The organism is Asticcacaulis currens (genome assembly GCF_028550395.1).
Classification (GTDB): domain Bacteria; phylum Pseudomonadota; class Alphaproteobacteria; order Caulobacterales; family Caulobacteraceae; genus Asticcacaulis; species Asticcacaulis currens.
In genome coordinates, this window is record NZ_JAQQKW010000002.1 from 370,301 (window position 1) to 384,435 (window position 14,135).

A 14,135-nucleotide genomic window follows, 5' to 3' on the forward strand; every position below is an offset into this window, starting at 1 on the left:
GCGTAACCCAAGCCTGGGAGGTGGCGTGGTGGCGGATAATAGCCGCTCTAGGGGCGAAACCGATAGCCGATCCCCGGTTCAGTGAAGATAAAACGCGGACTTAACGGGTCATCGTTCAGTTTTTCGCGCAGGTGCTGAACGTGGATGCGCAGATAATGGCTCTGTTCCGTCGTGTGCCGCCCCCAGACGGCTTTGAGAAGCTGAAGATGAGTCAGAACCTTGCCCGCATGATCGGTCAGGGTCGTCAGCAGCTTGTATTCAATAGGAGTCAGACGCAGGTCTTCGCCCTGAAGCGTCACGCGGCGCGCCGCCTGATCGACACAGAGGCCGTCACGCTCGAAAACTTTCGGCGCTTCGGTGCCGGCCTGTGCCGCATGGCGCAGGGCGACCTTGATGCGTGCCAGCAGTTCGCCCGGCGCAAAGGGCTTGGTCAGGTAGTCGTCGGCACCGTTTTCAAGGGCCTCGACCTTATCCGTTTCCTGCTCGCGCGCCGACAGCACGATCACGGGCGTCTGGGACCATTCGCGGAGGCTGCGGATCAGGTCCTGGCCATCCTGATCCGGCAGGCCGAGATCGAGCAGAACGAGATCAGGCCGGTTGAGCGTCAGCTTCTGCATCCCCTCCTTCGCCGTGGCCGCTTCCAGCACCTCGTAATCCTGTGCCGTCAGTGTGGCGCGCAGGTAGCGGCGTATATCGGCCTCGTCTTCGATGATCAGTATGCGGGTCATGCGCCGCTTGTAACCACAGGCAGGGTAAAGATAAAGCTGGCCCCGCCACCGACGCCGTCTTTTAACGGATTGGTCTTGGCGTAGATCAGGCCGCCATGCGCTTCGACAATAGCCTTGCAGATGGCGAGGCCAAGACCGCTGCTTTCGGTCTGACGATCCGAAATCTGCTGGCCGTAGGTATAGAACTTATCGAAAATGCGATCCTCCTCCCCCGGCCTCAGTCCTGGCCCGTTGTCGCTGACGCGCACACGCACACGATCGGCGTCGGTTTCGAACGACAGGGTGATCTGCCCGTCCTCCGCCGTATGAGCGATGGCGTTTTCCAGCAGGTTGATCAGCACCTGCTCGATCAGGGCTCCGTCGATGCGCACCATAGGCAAGGTGCCGCTGATCAGGGTCCGGATCTGACGGTCTCCACGCATGGCCTCGATACGATTGAGCGCCGCTCCGGCCACTTCCTGTATCAGATAGGGCTCAAAGCTGAGGTGCAGTTGTCCGGACGTGATAGCGGCCATGCGCAGCAGATTGCCGACAAATTTTTGCAGGCGCGCCAGATGGCTCCACAGGGCCGTCAGTTCATCCACCGCTTCCCGGGGCAGCTTTTTGCGCATTTTCAGGAGCGAGCCCACGGCCCCGTTCATGACGGTCAGCGGCGTCTTCAGGTCGTGCGACAGGGAGGCCAGCAGGACATTGCGCAGCTTTTCATTCTCGCTTTCAACGCGGGTGGCCTCGGCCAAAGCCGTCTGGCGGGTCCGTTGCAACGCGCCGGCGATCAGGGTGGCCACGGTCTCGAACACCAGAAGCTCCGCCCCGCTGAACTGCCGCGTCGTTTCGGTCGGCGTCAGGCACATGACGCCGATGACACTTTGTTCGGCGCTCACGGGCAGGTAAAGCCCCTGCGCTGTGGGCAGGGTATCGGTATCGCGGCCAGCCATCTGACGGTTCTGAGCCACCCACTGCACCGCTGCCAGCTCCTTGGGGTCGTGCTCCGCCTTCCCGGCAACCTGCTGGCCTTCGTACCACAGCCCCAGTTCGACCTCGAATACCGTTTGAAGGTGGCGCTCGATCACCTGCCCGATGTCGGCGGCGTCACGCGCCCCCCCCAGTTGCCGCGAAATATCGTAGAGGAGCCGCGTTTCCACCTCCCCCTTGCGCGCCAGTCGCGCATGGAGAGACAGGCGCGCCGTCAGCGAACCGACGATCAGTGAGGTGATCAGCATGACCACAAAGGTGACGGCATAGCCTACCCGGTCGAAGGTCAGGCTGTAATAGGGTTCGACATAGAACCAGTTGAAGGTCAGGACCGACAGGACCGAGGTAAAGACCGCCGGACCGATCCCATAGCGTGCCGCCACCGCCACCACGGCGGTCATATAAAGCATGATAAAGCTGTCGGGATCGACCACGTCCCGGAAAGGCAGGCCCAGCGCGGTCACCAGCGCCGTAGCAGCAACCGCCATCAGATAGGGAAGCGGCCTCAGGGCCTGAGCCACCGTGCGACCGTCCGCCTCTGCCTTATCTTCGGCGCTGTCGGCGCTTAGCGTGGTGATTTCAAGACCGGCACCCTGACTGATCAGCTTTTGCGACAGGCTGCGTCCGCCCATCAGCGCGCGCCACCACGGCTGCGGGCTGTGGCCCAGCACAAGGCGCGTAAAGCCGTTCTGACGCGCATAGGTGAGGACCGCCGAGGCGGCGCGCCCGGCATTGAGGCGCACCACCCGCGCCCCCAGCTTTTCGGCCAGCCGCAGATTGTGCTCGACGCGGCGGCGCGCCTTGTCCGGCAGGGCTTCGTGGCGGTCGGTATGCAGGTAGAGGGCAAACCAGGCGGCGCGGGCCCGGTCAGCCATGCGCTTGGTATGGCGGATCAGGCGTGCCGACAGGGCGTCCGGCCCGACCAGCACCAGAATCTTGTCGCCTGTCGCCGATTCGGCCTGCCCCATGGCGGCACTCAGGGCGTCATTCTGGGCGTCGATGCGCTCGGCCGTGCGTCGCAGGGCGATTTCTCGCAGACGCCCCAGATTGGCTTTTTTAAAGAAGTTGTCGGCGGCACGGGTCTGCGCCCCTTCGGCCACATAGACCTTGCCTTCGGCCAGCCGTTTCAGAAGCTCGTCCGGCGACAGGTCGATAAGCGCAATCTCGTCCGCCGCATCGAAAGCGGCATCGGGCACCGTTTCACGCACCCACACGCCGGTCAGGCGCGCCACCACATCGTTCAGGCTTTCGAGATGCTGCACATTGAGCGTCGTATAGACGTCTATGCCCGCCGCCAGCAGTTCCTCCACATCCTGCCAGCGTTTGGGATGACGCGACCCGGGCGCATTGGTATGGGCGTATTCGTCGATCAGGATCAGGTGGGGACGCCGCTCAAGCGCCAAGTCGATGTCAAACTCGGTCAGGCGAATGTCGCGATGGCTGACCTCGCGCAACGGCAGCAGCGGCAGACCGTCGATCAGGGCCAGGGTCTCGGGACGACCATGATGTTCGACCACCCCGATCACCACGTCCCGCCCTTCGGCAAACAGACGGCGCGCCTCGCTGAGCATGGCGTAGGTCTTGCCCACGCCGGCATTGGCACCAAAAAAGATTTTCAGCCGCCCGCGACGGGGGGTATCCGGCGCGCCGTCGCCTCTGTCCTTGCTGACAAGGGCGAGCAGTTTATCAGGGTCGGGTCTTTGGTCCGCGGTCACTTGATCTTGCCATCCAGCCTCAGATTGACCTCTAGCACGTTCACGCGCGGTTCGCCGAGGATTCCGAAGCTGCGGCCCTCAGTGGCGGCGTGAATAGCGGCGCGCACCTGCTCTGGCGTCACCCCACGCGCGGAGGCAATACGCGGCACCTGAATCTCCGCCGCCGCCGGGCTGATGTGCGGGTCGAGGCCTGAGCCTGAGGCAGTGATCAGATCGACAGGCACCGGGCCCGTGACGCCCAGGGCTTCAATACGGCCTTGCGCCGCGGTAACAAGCGCCGGGTTGTTGACCCCATAGTTAGAGCCCGACGACGCACCGGCATTATAAGGGGCGGGGCCGGTGGCCGAGAGACGCCCCCACAAATAGCCGGGCTGGGTGAAGTTCTGACCAATCAGGCGCGATCCGATCACGGTCTGACCGTCACGGATCAGCGAACCCTTGGCCTTGTCGGCAAACAGGCCCTGAACGATACCCGTCGTGGCCAGTGGGTAGAGGCCACCGCACAGCAGAGTAAACAGGCCCATGGAAACCAGAGCGGGACGAAGGTGTGTGATGAGTAACATAGTAGTACCTCGCAAGCCTGACGTGCTTAAACCAGACCCACGGCGGTCAGGCCGAGGTCGATGAGTTTGATACCGATGAACGGGGTGACGATCCCGCCCAGACCGTAGAGGAAGGCGTGGCGCGACAGCATGGCCGAGGCCGATTCCGCGCGATATTTGACGCCTTTCAGCGCCAGCGGGATCAGAGCGATAATGATCAGGGCGTTGAAGATGACCGCCGACAGGATGGCGCTTTGCGGCGAGGACAGGCCCATGATGTTGAGGAGCCCCAGCGCCGGATAGGTGGTGGCAAAGGCGGCCGGGATAATGGCAAAATACTTGGCCAGATCGTTGGCGATACTGAAGGTGGTCAGAGCCCCGCGCGTCATCAGAAGCTGTTTGCCGATTTCGACAATTTCGATCAGCTTGGTCGGATCGGAATCGAGATCGACCATGTTTCCGGCCTCCTTGGCCGCCTGCGTGCCGGAATTCATGGCCACCGCCACGTCCGATTGCGCCAGCGCCGGAGCGTCATTGGTGCCATCACCAACCATGGCCACCATCTCACCGCCTTCCTGCATCTTGCGGATATATTTGAGCTTCGTCTCGGGCGTTGCCTCGGCCACAAAGTCATCGACGCCGGCCTCTGACGCGATAGCCGCCGCGGTCAGCGGGTTGTCTCCGGTGATCATCACCGACTTGATGCCCATCTTGCGCAATTCGCCCAGACGCACCTTGATATCGGGCTTGACGATGTCCTTGAGGTAGATCACCCCCAGAACTTTCGGACCTTCGGCCACGATCAGCGGTGTGCCGCCCTTGCGGGCAATGTCTTCCACGGCAGCGGCCACTTCGGCCGGCATGGCCCCGCCCCGCTTGGCCACCAGCTTGCCAATGGCGTCGCCCGCCCCCTTGAAGATATGGCGTTCGTTGATCACCACGCCGGACACGCGCTGTTCCGCCGAAAAGGGGATGAATTCCGCCTCGATATCGCTGGCCTTGCGCTCAGCCAGACCAAACTGGCCACGCGCCAGAGCCACAATCGAGCGGCCCTCCGGGGTTTCATCGGCCAGCGACGATAGCTCTGCCGCCTCGGCCAGTTGCTGCGCCGAAACCTGGCTGGAAGGGATGAATTCGACCGCCTGACGGTTGCCAAAGGTGATGGTGCCGGTCTTGTCCAGCAGCAGCACATTGACATCGCCCGCCGCCTCGACCGCCCGCCCCGACGTGGCGATGACATTGGCCTTGATCAGGCGCTGCATCCCGGAAATGCCGATGGCCGACAACAGCCCGCCGATCGTCGTCGGGATCAGACAGACCAGCAGGGCGATCAGCACGACGATTGAAATCACCGTACCCGACCCGGCACGCGCGACGCTGAACAGCGAGAAGGGCAAGAGCGTCGCACAGGCCATCAGGAAGACGAGGCTCAGCGCCGCCAGCAGGATCGACAGGGCAATCTCGTTCGGGGTCTTCTGACGCTTGGCCGACTCGACAAGGCCGATCATGCGATCCAGAAAGCTCTCGCCCGGATCGGCCGTCACCCTGACGATCAGCCAGTCCGACAGGACGCGCGTCCCGCCGGTCACGGCGTCGCGGTCGCCGCCGGATTCGCGGATCACCGGGGCGGACTCACCGGTTATGGCGCTTTCATCGACACTGGCAATGCCTTCAATGACCTGACCATCGGCGGGCACCACGTCCCCGGCATCAATGCGGATCACATCGCCCTTGCGCAGGCTGTTGGCGGCGACGACCGTCTGCTTCTTTGATTTGTCGAGCTTTTTGGCCGAGACGTCGCGGCGGGTCTTTTTCAGGCTGTCAGCCTGCGCCTTGCCACGCCCCTCCGCCACGGTCTCAGCGAAGTTGGCAAACAGGACGGTGAACCACAGCCAGAAACAGATCAGACCGACAAACCAGATGGGCTGATGGAATTCGGGCAGGCGGGCGCCCGTGCCTGTGAGCATGACTCCCAGAACAAGGGTGGTCACGACCGAGCCTACCCAGACGAGGAACATGACCGGATTGCGGATCTGATAGCGCGGGTCGAGGCGGCGCAGGGCCTGAAGTGCCGCGGCACCGATGTCGGTTTTGTAGGTCACAGTTAAGGAGGACATGTTGATTAGCCCTTGATCATATTGAGGTGTTCGATTACCGGTCCAAGCGCCAGAGCCGGCGCATAGGTCAGGACGCCGATCAGCAGAATGACGCCGATCAGTATGGCCACGAACAAAGGAGTATGGGTTGGCAGCGTACCGGCAGACACCGGAACCGCTTTTTTGGCGGCCAGCGATCCGGCTATGGCCAGCACGGGCAGCAGAACGAAGAAGCGCCCGAACAACATACACAGTGCCAACAGTGTGTTGTAAAAAGGCGTATTGGCGCTCAGGCCCGCAAAGGCCGATCCGTTATTATTGGCCGCCGAGGTGAAGGCATAGAGCACCTCCGAAAAGCCCTGCGCACCGGGGTTGAATATCCCCGCCTTGCCCAGAGGCGTCACCACGGCCAGGGCGGTGGCCCCCAGCACCAGCGCACAGGGCAAAAGCACAGCGATCGAGGCCATCTTGATCTCATAGCCGCCAATCTTCTTGCCCAGATATTCCGGCGTGCGCCCGACCATCAGCCCGGCAATGAAGACGGTCAGGATGACGAAGACCAGCATTCCGTAAAGACCGGACCCGGCACCGCCATAGATGACTTCGCCGAACTTCATCAGCAGCATGGGCACAAGGCCGCCCAGCGGGGTAAAACTGTCGTGCATGGCATTGACCGAGCCGTTCGACGCCGCCGTCGTGGCCGCTGCCCAGATAGCGGAATTGACGATACCGAAGCGCGTTTCTTTGCCTTCCATATTGCCACCGGCTTGCGCGGTGGCGGGGGCCATATTGCCACCGGCTTGCGCGGTCGTCGGGTCAGCCCCCGCTGCCACCAGATGCGGATTGCCGGCCTGTTCAAAGCCGATGGCTGCGGCGGCGAACGGCACGAAGACCAGGGTCATGGCCGCAAAGATCGCCACGCCCTGCCGCCGGTCGCCCACCATCTTTCCGAAGGTGAAGCACAGGGCCGCCGGGATCAGCAGGATCGACACCATCTCGATCAGGTTCGAAAACGGAGTAGGGTTTTCAAACGGATGCGCCGAGTTGGTATTGAAGAAGCCGCCCCCATTGGTGCCCAGCATCTTGATCGCTTCCTGTGAGGCGACGGGCCCCAGCGCGATGACCTGATCGCGGCCCTCCAGCGTTCTGGCTGTGGCATAGCTGTCGAAGGTCTGGATGACGCCCAGCCCGCCCAGCGCCACGGCCACGATCAGCGACAGAGGCAGCAGGATGTAGAGATTGGCCCGCACGAGATCGGTCCAGAAATTTCCCAGGCGGTCGGTTGAATGGCGCGTCAGACCGCGGATCAGTGCCACCAGCACCGCCATGCCGACGGCCGCAGACACGAAATTCTGTACGGTCAGGCCGACCATCTGGCTGAAATAGCTTAGCGTCGTTTCGCCGCCATAGGATTGCCAGTTGGTATTGGTGATAAAGCTGACGGCTGTGTTAAAGGCCAGATCGGGTGTCAGTCCGGGCAGGTGCTGTGGATTGAGCGGCAGCACGCCCTGCCCCACCAGCAGCCCGAAGAGAAGCACAAACCCCGTCAGCGAAAACAGGATAACGGCGACCGCATAGGTCTTCCACGTCATCTCTTCGACGGAGTTGACGCCGCACAGACGATGAATCAGGCGCTCCACCGGCCCAAAGATCGCGGTCAGGACGGTACGCTCACCCGAGAAGACGCGCGCCATATACCCGCCCAGCGGGACGGCCAGAGCCGTAAGCACGCACATATAAAGCGCAAGCTGCACCCAGGCGCTTGCGGTGATACCGAGCCACATGCCGGTTCTCCAGATAAGATTACGGGAAAATTTCCGGTTTGATCAGCGCGACCACCAGATAGGCCGCCAATACCAGCACAAGGACAGCGGCGGCGACATAGAGGACGGTCATGGCCGATCCTCCCGCAGGCGGTCTGCGCCATGGACAAACCCCAGGCACAGGGCGAAAAAACCGCACCCGGCCATCAGATACACAAAGGTCATAAGAGGCTCCAATTCCAGTCAGGAAGCTGGATCGTCTCCTAAACCCCGACGCATATAGGGCGTGTAGAGATCACGCCGTGGGGCGTATATTTTGTGTATAGAGATTTGGAAAATGGTGACCCCTGCAGGACTCGAACCTGCGACCTCTGCTTTAGGAAAGCCTTGCTCTATCCGGCTGAGCTAAGGGGCCACGCGTCTCGGGTTTAGCACGCCGTTCGCGCCTTTGAGAAGCCGTTTCAAGCTCGGTTTGGTCTAAAAACCTGTGTGAGAACAGAGCCGACTCGACTCAAAGCGCGACTCGGCCCATTGAGCTATACGAGTATGGTTAATACGTTATCGCGCTACTATATCTGGTATAGAACAAATCAGGCATCGGGCGATGTCACTGATTCGGTCATGATTCGTTTTCATGGCGTTCACGGCGTTTGACGCAAGCCGTTAACCTCTGCATTTGCGCGCTTTTGACACCGTCTTCTACCTTTTCAATGCCGCTTTAAGCGGCTAAAACAGCCACGTGCCAGATCATTCGCATCCCGTTGCCGCCTTCGCCGCCCCAAGCCCGGACTCGCGGCTGGTGGCCGTCCTGGGGCCGACCAATACCGGCAAGACCCATTATGCGCTGGAGCGGATGATGGCCCATGCTACCGGAATGATCGGCCTGCCCCTGCGGCTTCTGGCGCGCGAGGTCTATGACCGTATGGTGAAGGAAAAGGGAATCAATGCCGTCGCTCTGATCACCGGCGAAGAGAAGATCATCCCGCGTCTTCCCTCCTATTTCATCTGCACGGTCGAGGCGATGCCACTGGAGCGGCGCGTCGATTTCCTAGCCGTCGATGAGATTCAACTGTGCGCGGATACGGAGCGCGGCCACGTCTTCACCGACCGGCTTTTGCACGCGCGCGGTCGCTATGAGACGCTGTTTATGGGGGCCGCGACCTTTGCGCCCCTGTTCCGCTCGCTGTTTCCCTATGCCGAGGTGCAGTTCCGTGAGCGCCTGTCGCAACTGAGCTATGCCGGGTCGAAGAAGCTCACCCGCCTGCCCAAGCGCACGGCCATCGTCGCCTTTTCGACGGAGCAGGTCTATGCCATTGCCGAACTGATCCGGCGCCAGCGCGGTGGAGCGGCTGTGGTGATGGGCTCGCTCAGCCCCAAGACGCGCAACGCTCAGGTCGATCTGTTCCAGCGCGGCGAAGTCGATTTTCTGGTCGCCACCGACGCCATCGGCATGGGGCTCAACATGGATATCGACCATGTGGCCTTTGCCGGCCTGTCGAAATTCGACGGCCGCCGCACGCGGGCGCTCACAGCACAGGAGGCCGCACAGATCGCCGGGCGCGCCGGACGCAACCGCAGGGAAGGTACGTTTGGGGTCACCGGCGATGCCGATGAGATGGATGACGACCTGATCGCGGCCATTGAAAACCACCGCTTCCTCAGCCTGACGGCGGCGCAATGGCGCAATCATGAACTGGATTTTTCGTCGCTCGACAACCTGCTGCGCAGCCTGACGCGGCCTTCGCCCGCCCCGGCATTGCAACTGGCTCGCGAAGCGCTGGATGAGAAGGTCCTGCGCCATCTGAGCGCCGAAGACGACATCGCGCTGAAGGTGCGCAATCCGGTTAGTCTCCGCATCCTGTGGGAGGTGTGCCAGCTCCCTGATTTCCGCAAGGTGTCGCTGGACGAGCATCTGAAAACGGTCGGTTTCCTCTTCTGGTCGCGCCACCGCCCGGACGGGTTTGTGCCGCACGACTGGTTCGATGAGCAGTTGACCCACCTCGACCGCATGGACGGCGATATCGACACCCTGTCGGGGCGGTTGTCGGGCGTGCGCACCCTCTCCTACATCGCCAATCGCACCGGCTGGCTGAAGGCGGCGGAACACTGGCGCGAAGCGACGCGCGATCTGGAGGCGCGTCTGTCCGACCGGCTGCACGAGGCCCTGATGCAGCGCTTCGTCGATCAGCGCACCAGCGCCCTGTTGAAGGCGCTCAACGCCTTTGAGACGCCGAAGCCGGAGATTATGGAAAATGGCGACGTTTTCCTTGAAGGCCAGCGTGTGGGGCAGCTCAAGGGGCTGAACTTCATCCAGGCGGCCGGTGAAAGCCTGATCGAGGACAAGACGATCCGTCAGGCGGCGCATCGCGCCGTGACGCCCCTGATCCGTGAGCGGCTGCACGCCCTGGCGCAGGCACCGTCCAAAACCCTGCGCCTGAAAGGCAAGCACGTTCTGTGGCAGGGCGAAACGGTCGGCCACATCGCACCGTCAGACTATTTCAACCCCGTCATCCGTCTGGAATGTCAGTCCGATCAGGCCGCGCTGGAAGACCGTGCGCGTAAACGGCTGACCGATTTTGTGCGGCAGCAGGCCCTGCACCAGTTGAAGCCCCTGCACCGGGTCTATGAGGCCGCACACGATGAGACGACCCCTGCGGCGGTGCGCGCTGTGGCGTGGCAGATCTATGAAAACGGCGGCGTGACCTTGCGTGGCGAAGACAAGCTGACGGCGGATGAGCGCAAGTTGCTTAAAGGGCTGGGCATCCACGGCAATCGCTTCGTCTGGCGTTTACCGAAGTTATCACCACCTTTGATGCAGGCCTTTGGCGGAGCGAAGGACCATCCGCAGCGTGCCTTAAGCCTCAAAGGGCTGGTGGCCATTGCCGGGCACAAACCCGTCCGGCTGAAGACGCTCGATGCGCTGGATGCGGCCCTGAACGAAGGTGTGTGGCACAAGGGTGCCATCTATCTCAAGCCCGGGGCGACTGAGGGCGTCAGCGACAAGCTGATGGCCGCGCTGGGCTATGCCAAGGCCGGGACGCACCACTTTGGCGAAGGGGATGCCGCCGCCGAGTATCAGGGCTGGCGCAGCAAAACGACTGCCCCGAAAAAGGCCAAAGTGCCGCCCCTCTTCGTCAATCCCTACTCCCCCTTTGCGGTGCTGCGCGGTGGTTGACAAACCTTGCCATAGGCCGCACCCTCCTGCCCAAGGAGTGCGGCCATGGCGACCATGAACATATCCCTGCCCGAACAGATGAAATCCTGGGCGGAGTCGCAGGCAGAAACCGGTCGTTATGCCAACACCAGCGACTATGTTCGCGACCTCATTCGCCGCGATCAGGAACGGGAAGAGAAAATAGCCGCCTTGCAGGTGAAGATAGACGAAGGTCTTTCCAGCGGTATCAGCCCCCGCACTGTTGACGATATTCTCGATATGGCCCGCAAAAAGGCGGCGGACCTTGGGTTCGACAAGCCGTGACATTCCGGCTGACGTCCGCCGCCGAAACGGACCTGATCCAGCTTTATCTATTCGGTCGTGAGCGGTTCGGCTTTCAACAGGCGGAAGCCTATTATGACGACCTAAATCGCGCCTTCGGCTTGCTGGCGGAATACCCGGCCATGGGACGCTTGAGAAAAGAGCTGAACCCACCGATGCACACGCATCCCTTCAGGTCGCATATCATCTTCTATCAGGTCGAGGCACAGGGGCTGCTTATCGTGCGTGTCCGGCACGCTTCGGAAGACTGGAACGAATTCGACCTCTGATCACAGCCCCAGAAACGATAGCATGATAAAGGCGCAGAACAGCACAAAATGTGTGGTGCCCTCAATCGCGTTGGTCTGACCGTCATTGAGGTTGATCGCGGCCACCAGCAGAGTCAGGGCGGTCATGATGCTCTGGGTCGGGGTCAGGGCCATGTGGATCTTCTGATCGTTGAACAGTGAGATCAGTTCGATCACCGGCACGGTCAGGACCACGGTCGAGAGCGAAGCCCCCAGCGCGATATTGATGACCGGCTGCATGCGGTTGGCCAGCGCGGCGCGCAGGGCCGTCAGGATCTCAGGACTGGCCGAAATGGCCGCCACCACCAGCGCCGGAAAGACCGGCGGGATGCCCGTGCCTTCGAGGCCGGTGCCTAGCGTCTTCGACATGACCTCGGCCAACACGCCAATCAGCACCAGACCGGCGATGAGGATGGCCGCCGAATACGCGGTCTTGCCTCCGTGCGTATGGTTTTCGTCACCCGTCCCGGCATAGGTATAGCTGAAGAAATAGCTGTGTTTCGTCGTCTGAAGACGCAGGAACATGGCGTAGAGGAAGACCATGATGCCGATGGAGAACAGCGAATAGGCCTTCCAGTGCGCCACCGGGATAAATTCGGGGACCAGCATGGAGACGCCCATACCGGTCATGATCATGACGATATAGGTCTTGCCCGAGGCATCGTTATAGGGCTGCTCACCGTGTTTCAGGCCGCCCAGAATCGCTGCCACGCCGATAATGCCGTTGATGTCGAGCATCACCGCCGAATAGATGGTGTCGCGCGCTAAGGTAGGGTTGTGCGAATGGCCCAGCATGATCGCCAAGATAACCACCTCGACCAGCACGGCCGACAGGGTGAGGATCATGGTGCCATAGGGTTCACCGACCTTTTCGGCCAGCACCTCGGCATGGTGCGCCACGCGCAGCGACACCAGAACGATCACCCCGATCAGGGCGACAGAGGCGATCAGGGCAACGGTCTGCCCTGACCCGGCGAGGCTGTGTTCCAGTGGAATGGCAATCGCGGCTACGATCAGCGCGATCAGCAGATTACCCTCTGACTTCAACAGGCCTGTCATGACGAATCCCCCTTCGGCAGCATGGACACAATCGTTTGTCCGACTGCGGCATAAGCGCAAAATATGCAATGCTTTTTGCAATCTCAGGGTTAAAGCGCATTCCGAAAAGTGTGCAGCGGTTTTGGTTTTCACCGAACGCCGTTTCGGAATGAAATGCGCGACAGACAAAATGTTAGAGCGGAATTTCGCTGCAATCTGAACGAAATCCGCTCTAGAATGAGGGATGGATTCTGCCTCTGACACCTGCCGCATTGATGTCTGGCTGTGGCGCGCCCGGTTTTTCAAGACCCGCGCCCTGTCGGCGAAATTTGCCGAAAGCGGCCTCTTGCGTCTGGAACGCTTTAGCCAGACCGCTCGTATCCAGAAGGCCGGTCACACAGTGCGCATCGGCGACCGGCTGACCTTCGCTATCGGGGCTCGCCTGATCGACGTCCGCGTTCTGGGCATGGGCGAACGGCGCGGCCCGGCTAGCGAAGCCCAGGGGCTGTACGAAATCTGCGAATAGGTGTCACTGTCAGGGCAAGCGTTCAGGCTTAAGCCAAAGCCCTTGGGCGGTTTAGTAAAAATCGCGGGTGAGCGGCGGCTAAAGCCTTGACAGTGCGCGCCGCAAAAGTCATGACCCGCAAACCGTTTACAGACCCGTTTTAGGGCACCTGTCTGGTGTATGTCCCCACTGAAGGCACCTGAGTTCAATGACCTATATCGTCACCGACCCCTGCGTTAAGTGCAAGTTTATGGACTGCGTCGAAGTCTGTCCGGTGGACTGCTTCTACGAGGGTGAAAACTTCCTGGTCATCAATCCGGATGAGTGCATCGACTGCGGCGTCTGCGAGCCGGAATGCCCGGTGGACGCCATCAAGCCGGACACCGAGGACGAACCGGACGGCAAGTGGCTGGAGGTCAATTCCAAATACGCCCGCGTCTGGCCGAACATCTCGGTCAAGGGTACGCCACCCGCCGACCGAGAGGACTTTGAACGCGAAACCGGCAAGTTCGAAAAGTACTTCTCCGAAAAGCCCGGCGACGGTAAATAAAGACAAAGAGCGCCGCATCGGGCGCTCTTTTTGTATCTGAACCCGTACCACCGTCTCTCTTGACTCCGCCAAATATATCAATTAATCATGATATATGGATAAAAAGCAAAGCCTCGATGCCCTCGCTGCGCTCAGTCAGGAAACGCGCCTCGATGTCTTCCGTCTGCTGGTGCAGGTGGGGCGTCAGGGCCTGCCCGCGGGTGAAATCGGTGAACGTCTGGGGGTGCGTCAGAACACCATGTCCGCCAATCTGGCCATATTGACTCAGGCCGGCCTGATCCACAGCGTGCGCGAGGGGCGCAGCATCCGCTACTTCGCCAATATGGATGGCGTCAGCGGGCTTCTGGGATTTCTGATGGAAAACTGCTGCGGCGGCGCGCCCGAACTGTGTCAGCCCGTGATCGCCAAACTCACCTGTGCGTGTTGAGAAGCGGGGCATGGAG

13 protein-coding genes and 1 tRNA gene are annotated in these 14,135 nt (G+C 61.3%); 6 read left to right on the forward strand and 8 right to left on the reverse strand.

Translation table 11 applies throughout. The features are described 5' to 3' along the window. Nucleotides 1–47: 47 nt before the first annotated feature. The 7 genes from PQU94_RS04865 to PQU94_RS04895 all read right to left on the reverse strand — a co-directional run bounded on the left by PQU94_RS04865 (nucleotide 48) and on the right by PQU94_RS04895 (nucleotide 8,231). On the reverse strand, nucleotides 48–728 hold the full coding sequence (locus tag PQU94_RS04865) for a response regulator (protein ID WP_272740366.1): 681 nt from the start codon (nucleotides 726–728) through the stop codon (nucleotides 48–50). Beyond that, the gene (locus PQU94_RS04870) at nucleotides 725–3,415 is read right to left on the reverse strand and encodes a DUF4118 domain-containing protein (protein WP_272740367.1); all 2,691 of its coding nucleotides are present in this window, start codon (nucleotides 3,413–3,415) and stop codon (nucleotides 725–727) included. The genes PQU94_RS04865 and PQU94_RS04870 overlap by 4 nt, the downstream gene beginning before the upstream one ends. Further along, the gene (gene kdpC, locus PQU94_RS04875) at nucleotides 3,412–3,978 is read right to left on the reverse strand and encodes a potassium-transporting ATPase subunit KdpC (RefSeq protein WP_272740368.1); all 567 of its coding nucleotides are present in this window, start codon (nucleotides 3,976–3,978) and stop codon (nucleotides 3,412–3,414) included. Before kdpC ends, PQU94_RS04870 begins: the two co-directional genes overlap by 4 nt. Before the next feature lie 26 nt (nucleotides 3,979–4,004). Further along, nucleotides 4,005–6,074, reverse strand: coding sequence for a potassium-transporting ATPase subunit KdpB (gene kdpB, locus PQU94_RS04880; RefSeq protein WP_272740369.1), 2,070 nt, complete (start codon nucleotides 6,072–6,074; stop codon nucleotides 4,005–4,007). Between the two features lie 5 nt (nucleotides 6,075–6,079). Beyond that, on the reverse strand, nucleotides 6,080–7,837 hold the full coding sequence (gene kdpA / locus PQU94_RS04885; protein WP_272740370.1) for a potassium-transporting ATPase subunit KdpA: 1,758 nt from the start codon (nucleotides 7,835–7,837) through the stop codon (nucleotides 6,080–6,082). A gap of 19 nt (nucleotides 7,838–7,856) precedes the next feature. Next, on the reverse strand, nucleotides 7,857–7,949 hold the full coding sequence (locus PQU94_RS04890; protein ID WP_272740371.1) for a potassium-transporting ATPase subunit F: 93 nt from the start codon (nucleotides 7,947–7,949) through the stop codon (nucleotides 7,857–7,859). Nucleotides 7,950–8,154: 205 nt separating this feature from the next. Next, nucleotides 8,155–8,231 (reverse strand) — tRNA-Arg (locus PQU94_RS04895). Nucleotides 8,232–8,555: 324 nt separating this feature from the next. On the opposite strand from PQU94_RS04895, the gene PQU94_RS04900 reads away from it, so the two are divergent. From PQU94_RS04900 to PQU94_RS04910, 3 genes are read left to right on the forward strand one after another with little or no spacing between them, the layout of a single operon-like run. Beyond that, nucleotides 8,556–10,991 (forward strand): helicase-related protein, encoded by a 2,436-nt coding sequence (locus PQU94_RS04900; RefSeq protein ID WP_272740372.1) that lies wholly within the window; start codon nucleotides 8,556–8,558, stop codon nucleotides 10,989–10,991. A 45-nt stretch (nucleotides 10,992–11,036) separates the two neighbouring features. Next, entirely contained in the window at nucleotides 11,037–11,294 is a 258-nt protein-coding gene (locus PQU94_RS04905; RefSeq protein WP_272740373.1) for a type II toxin-antitoxin system ParD family antitoxin, read from the forward strand. After that, on the forward strand, nucleotides 11,291–11,581 hold the full coding sequence (locus PQU94_RS04910) for a type II toxin-antitoxin system RelE/ParE family toxin (RefSeq protein WP_272740374.1): 291 nt from the start codon (nucleotides 11,291–11,293) through the stop codon (nucleotides 11,579–11,581). Before PQU94_RS04905 ends, PQU94_RS04910 begins: the two co-directional genes overlap by 4 nt. On the opposite strand, the gene PQU94_RS04915 is transcribed toward PQU94_RS04910, so the two are convergent. Further along, the gene (locus tag PQU94_RS04915) at nucleotides 11,582–12,658 is read right to left on the reverse strand and encodes a calcium:cation antiporter (protein ID WP_272740375.1); all 1,077 of its coding nucleotides are present in this window, start codon (nucleotides 12,656–12,658) and stop codon (nucleotides 11,582–11,584) included. A gap of 223 nt (nucleotides 12,659–12,881) precedes the next feature. Here PQU94_RS04915 and PQU94_RS04920 point away from each other — a divergent pair, with 223 nt between their 5' ends. From PQU94_RS04920 to PQU94_RS04930, 3 genes are all read left to right on the forward strand, one after another. Next, nucleotides 12,882–13,163 (forward strand): RNA-binding S4 domain-containing protein, encoded by a 282-nt coding sequence (locus PQU94_RS04920; protein WP_272740376.1) that lies wholly within the window; start codon nucleotides 12,882–12,884, stop codon nucleotides 13,161–13,163. A 187-nt stretch (nucleotides 13,164–13,350) separates the two neighbouring features. Beyond that, a complete protein-coding gene (gene fdxA / locus PQU94_RS04925; RefSeq protein WP_013478606.1) occupies nucleotides 13,351–13,692 on the forward strand; it encodes a ferredoxin FdxA in 342 nt (113 codons plus the stop codon). 94 nt (nucleotides 13,693–13,786) lie between these two features. Then, the gene (locus tag PQU94_RS04930; protein ID WP_272740377.1) at nucleotides 13,787–14,119 is read left to right on the forward strand and encodes an ArsR/SmtB family transcription factor; all 333 of its coding nucleotides are present in this window, start codon (nucleotides 13,787–13,789) and stop codon (nucleotides 14,117–14,119) included. The last annotated feature ends 16 nt before the right edge of the window (nucleotides 14,120–14,135 follow it).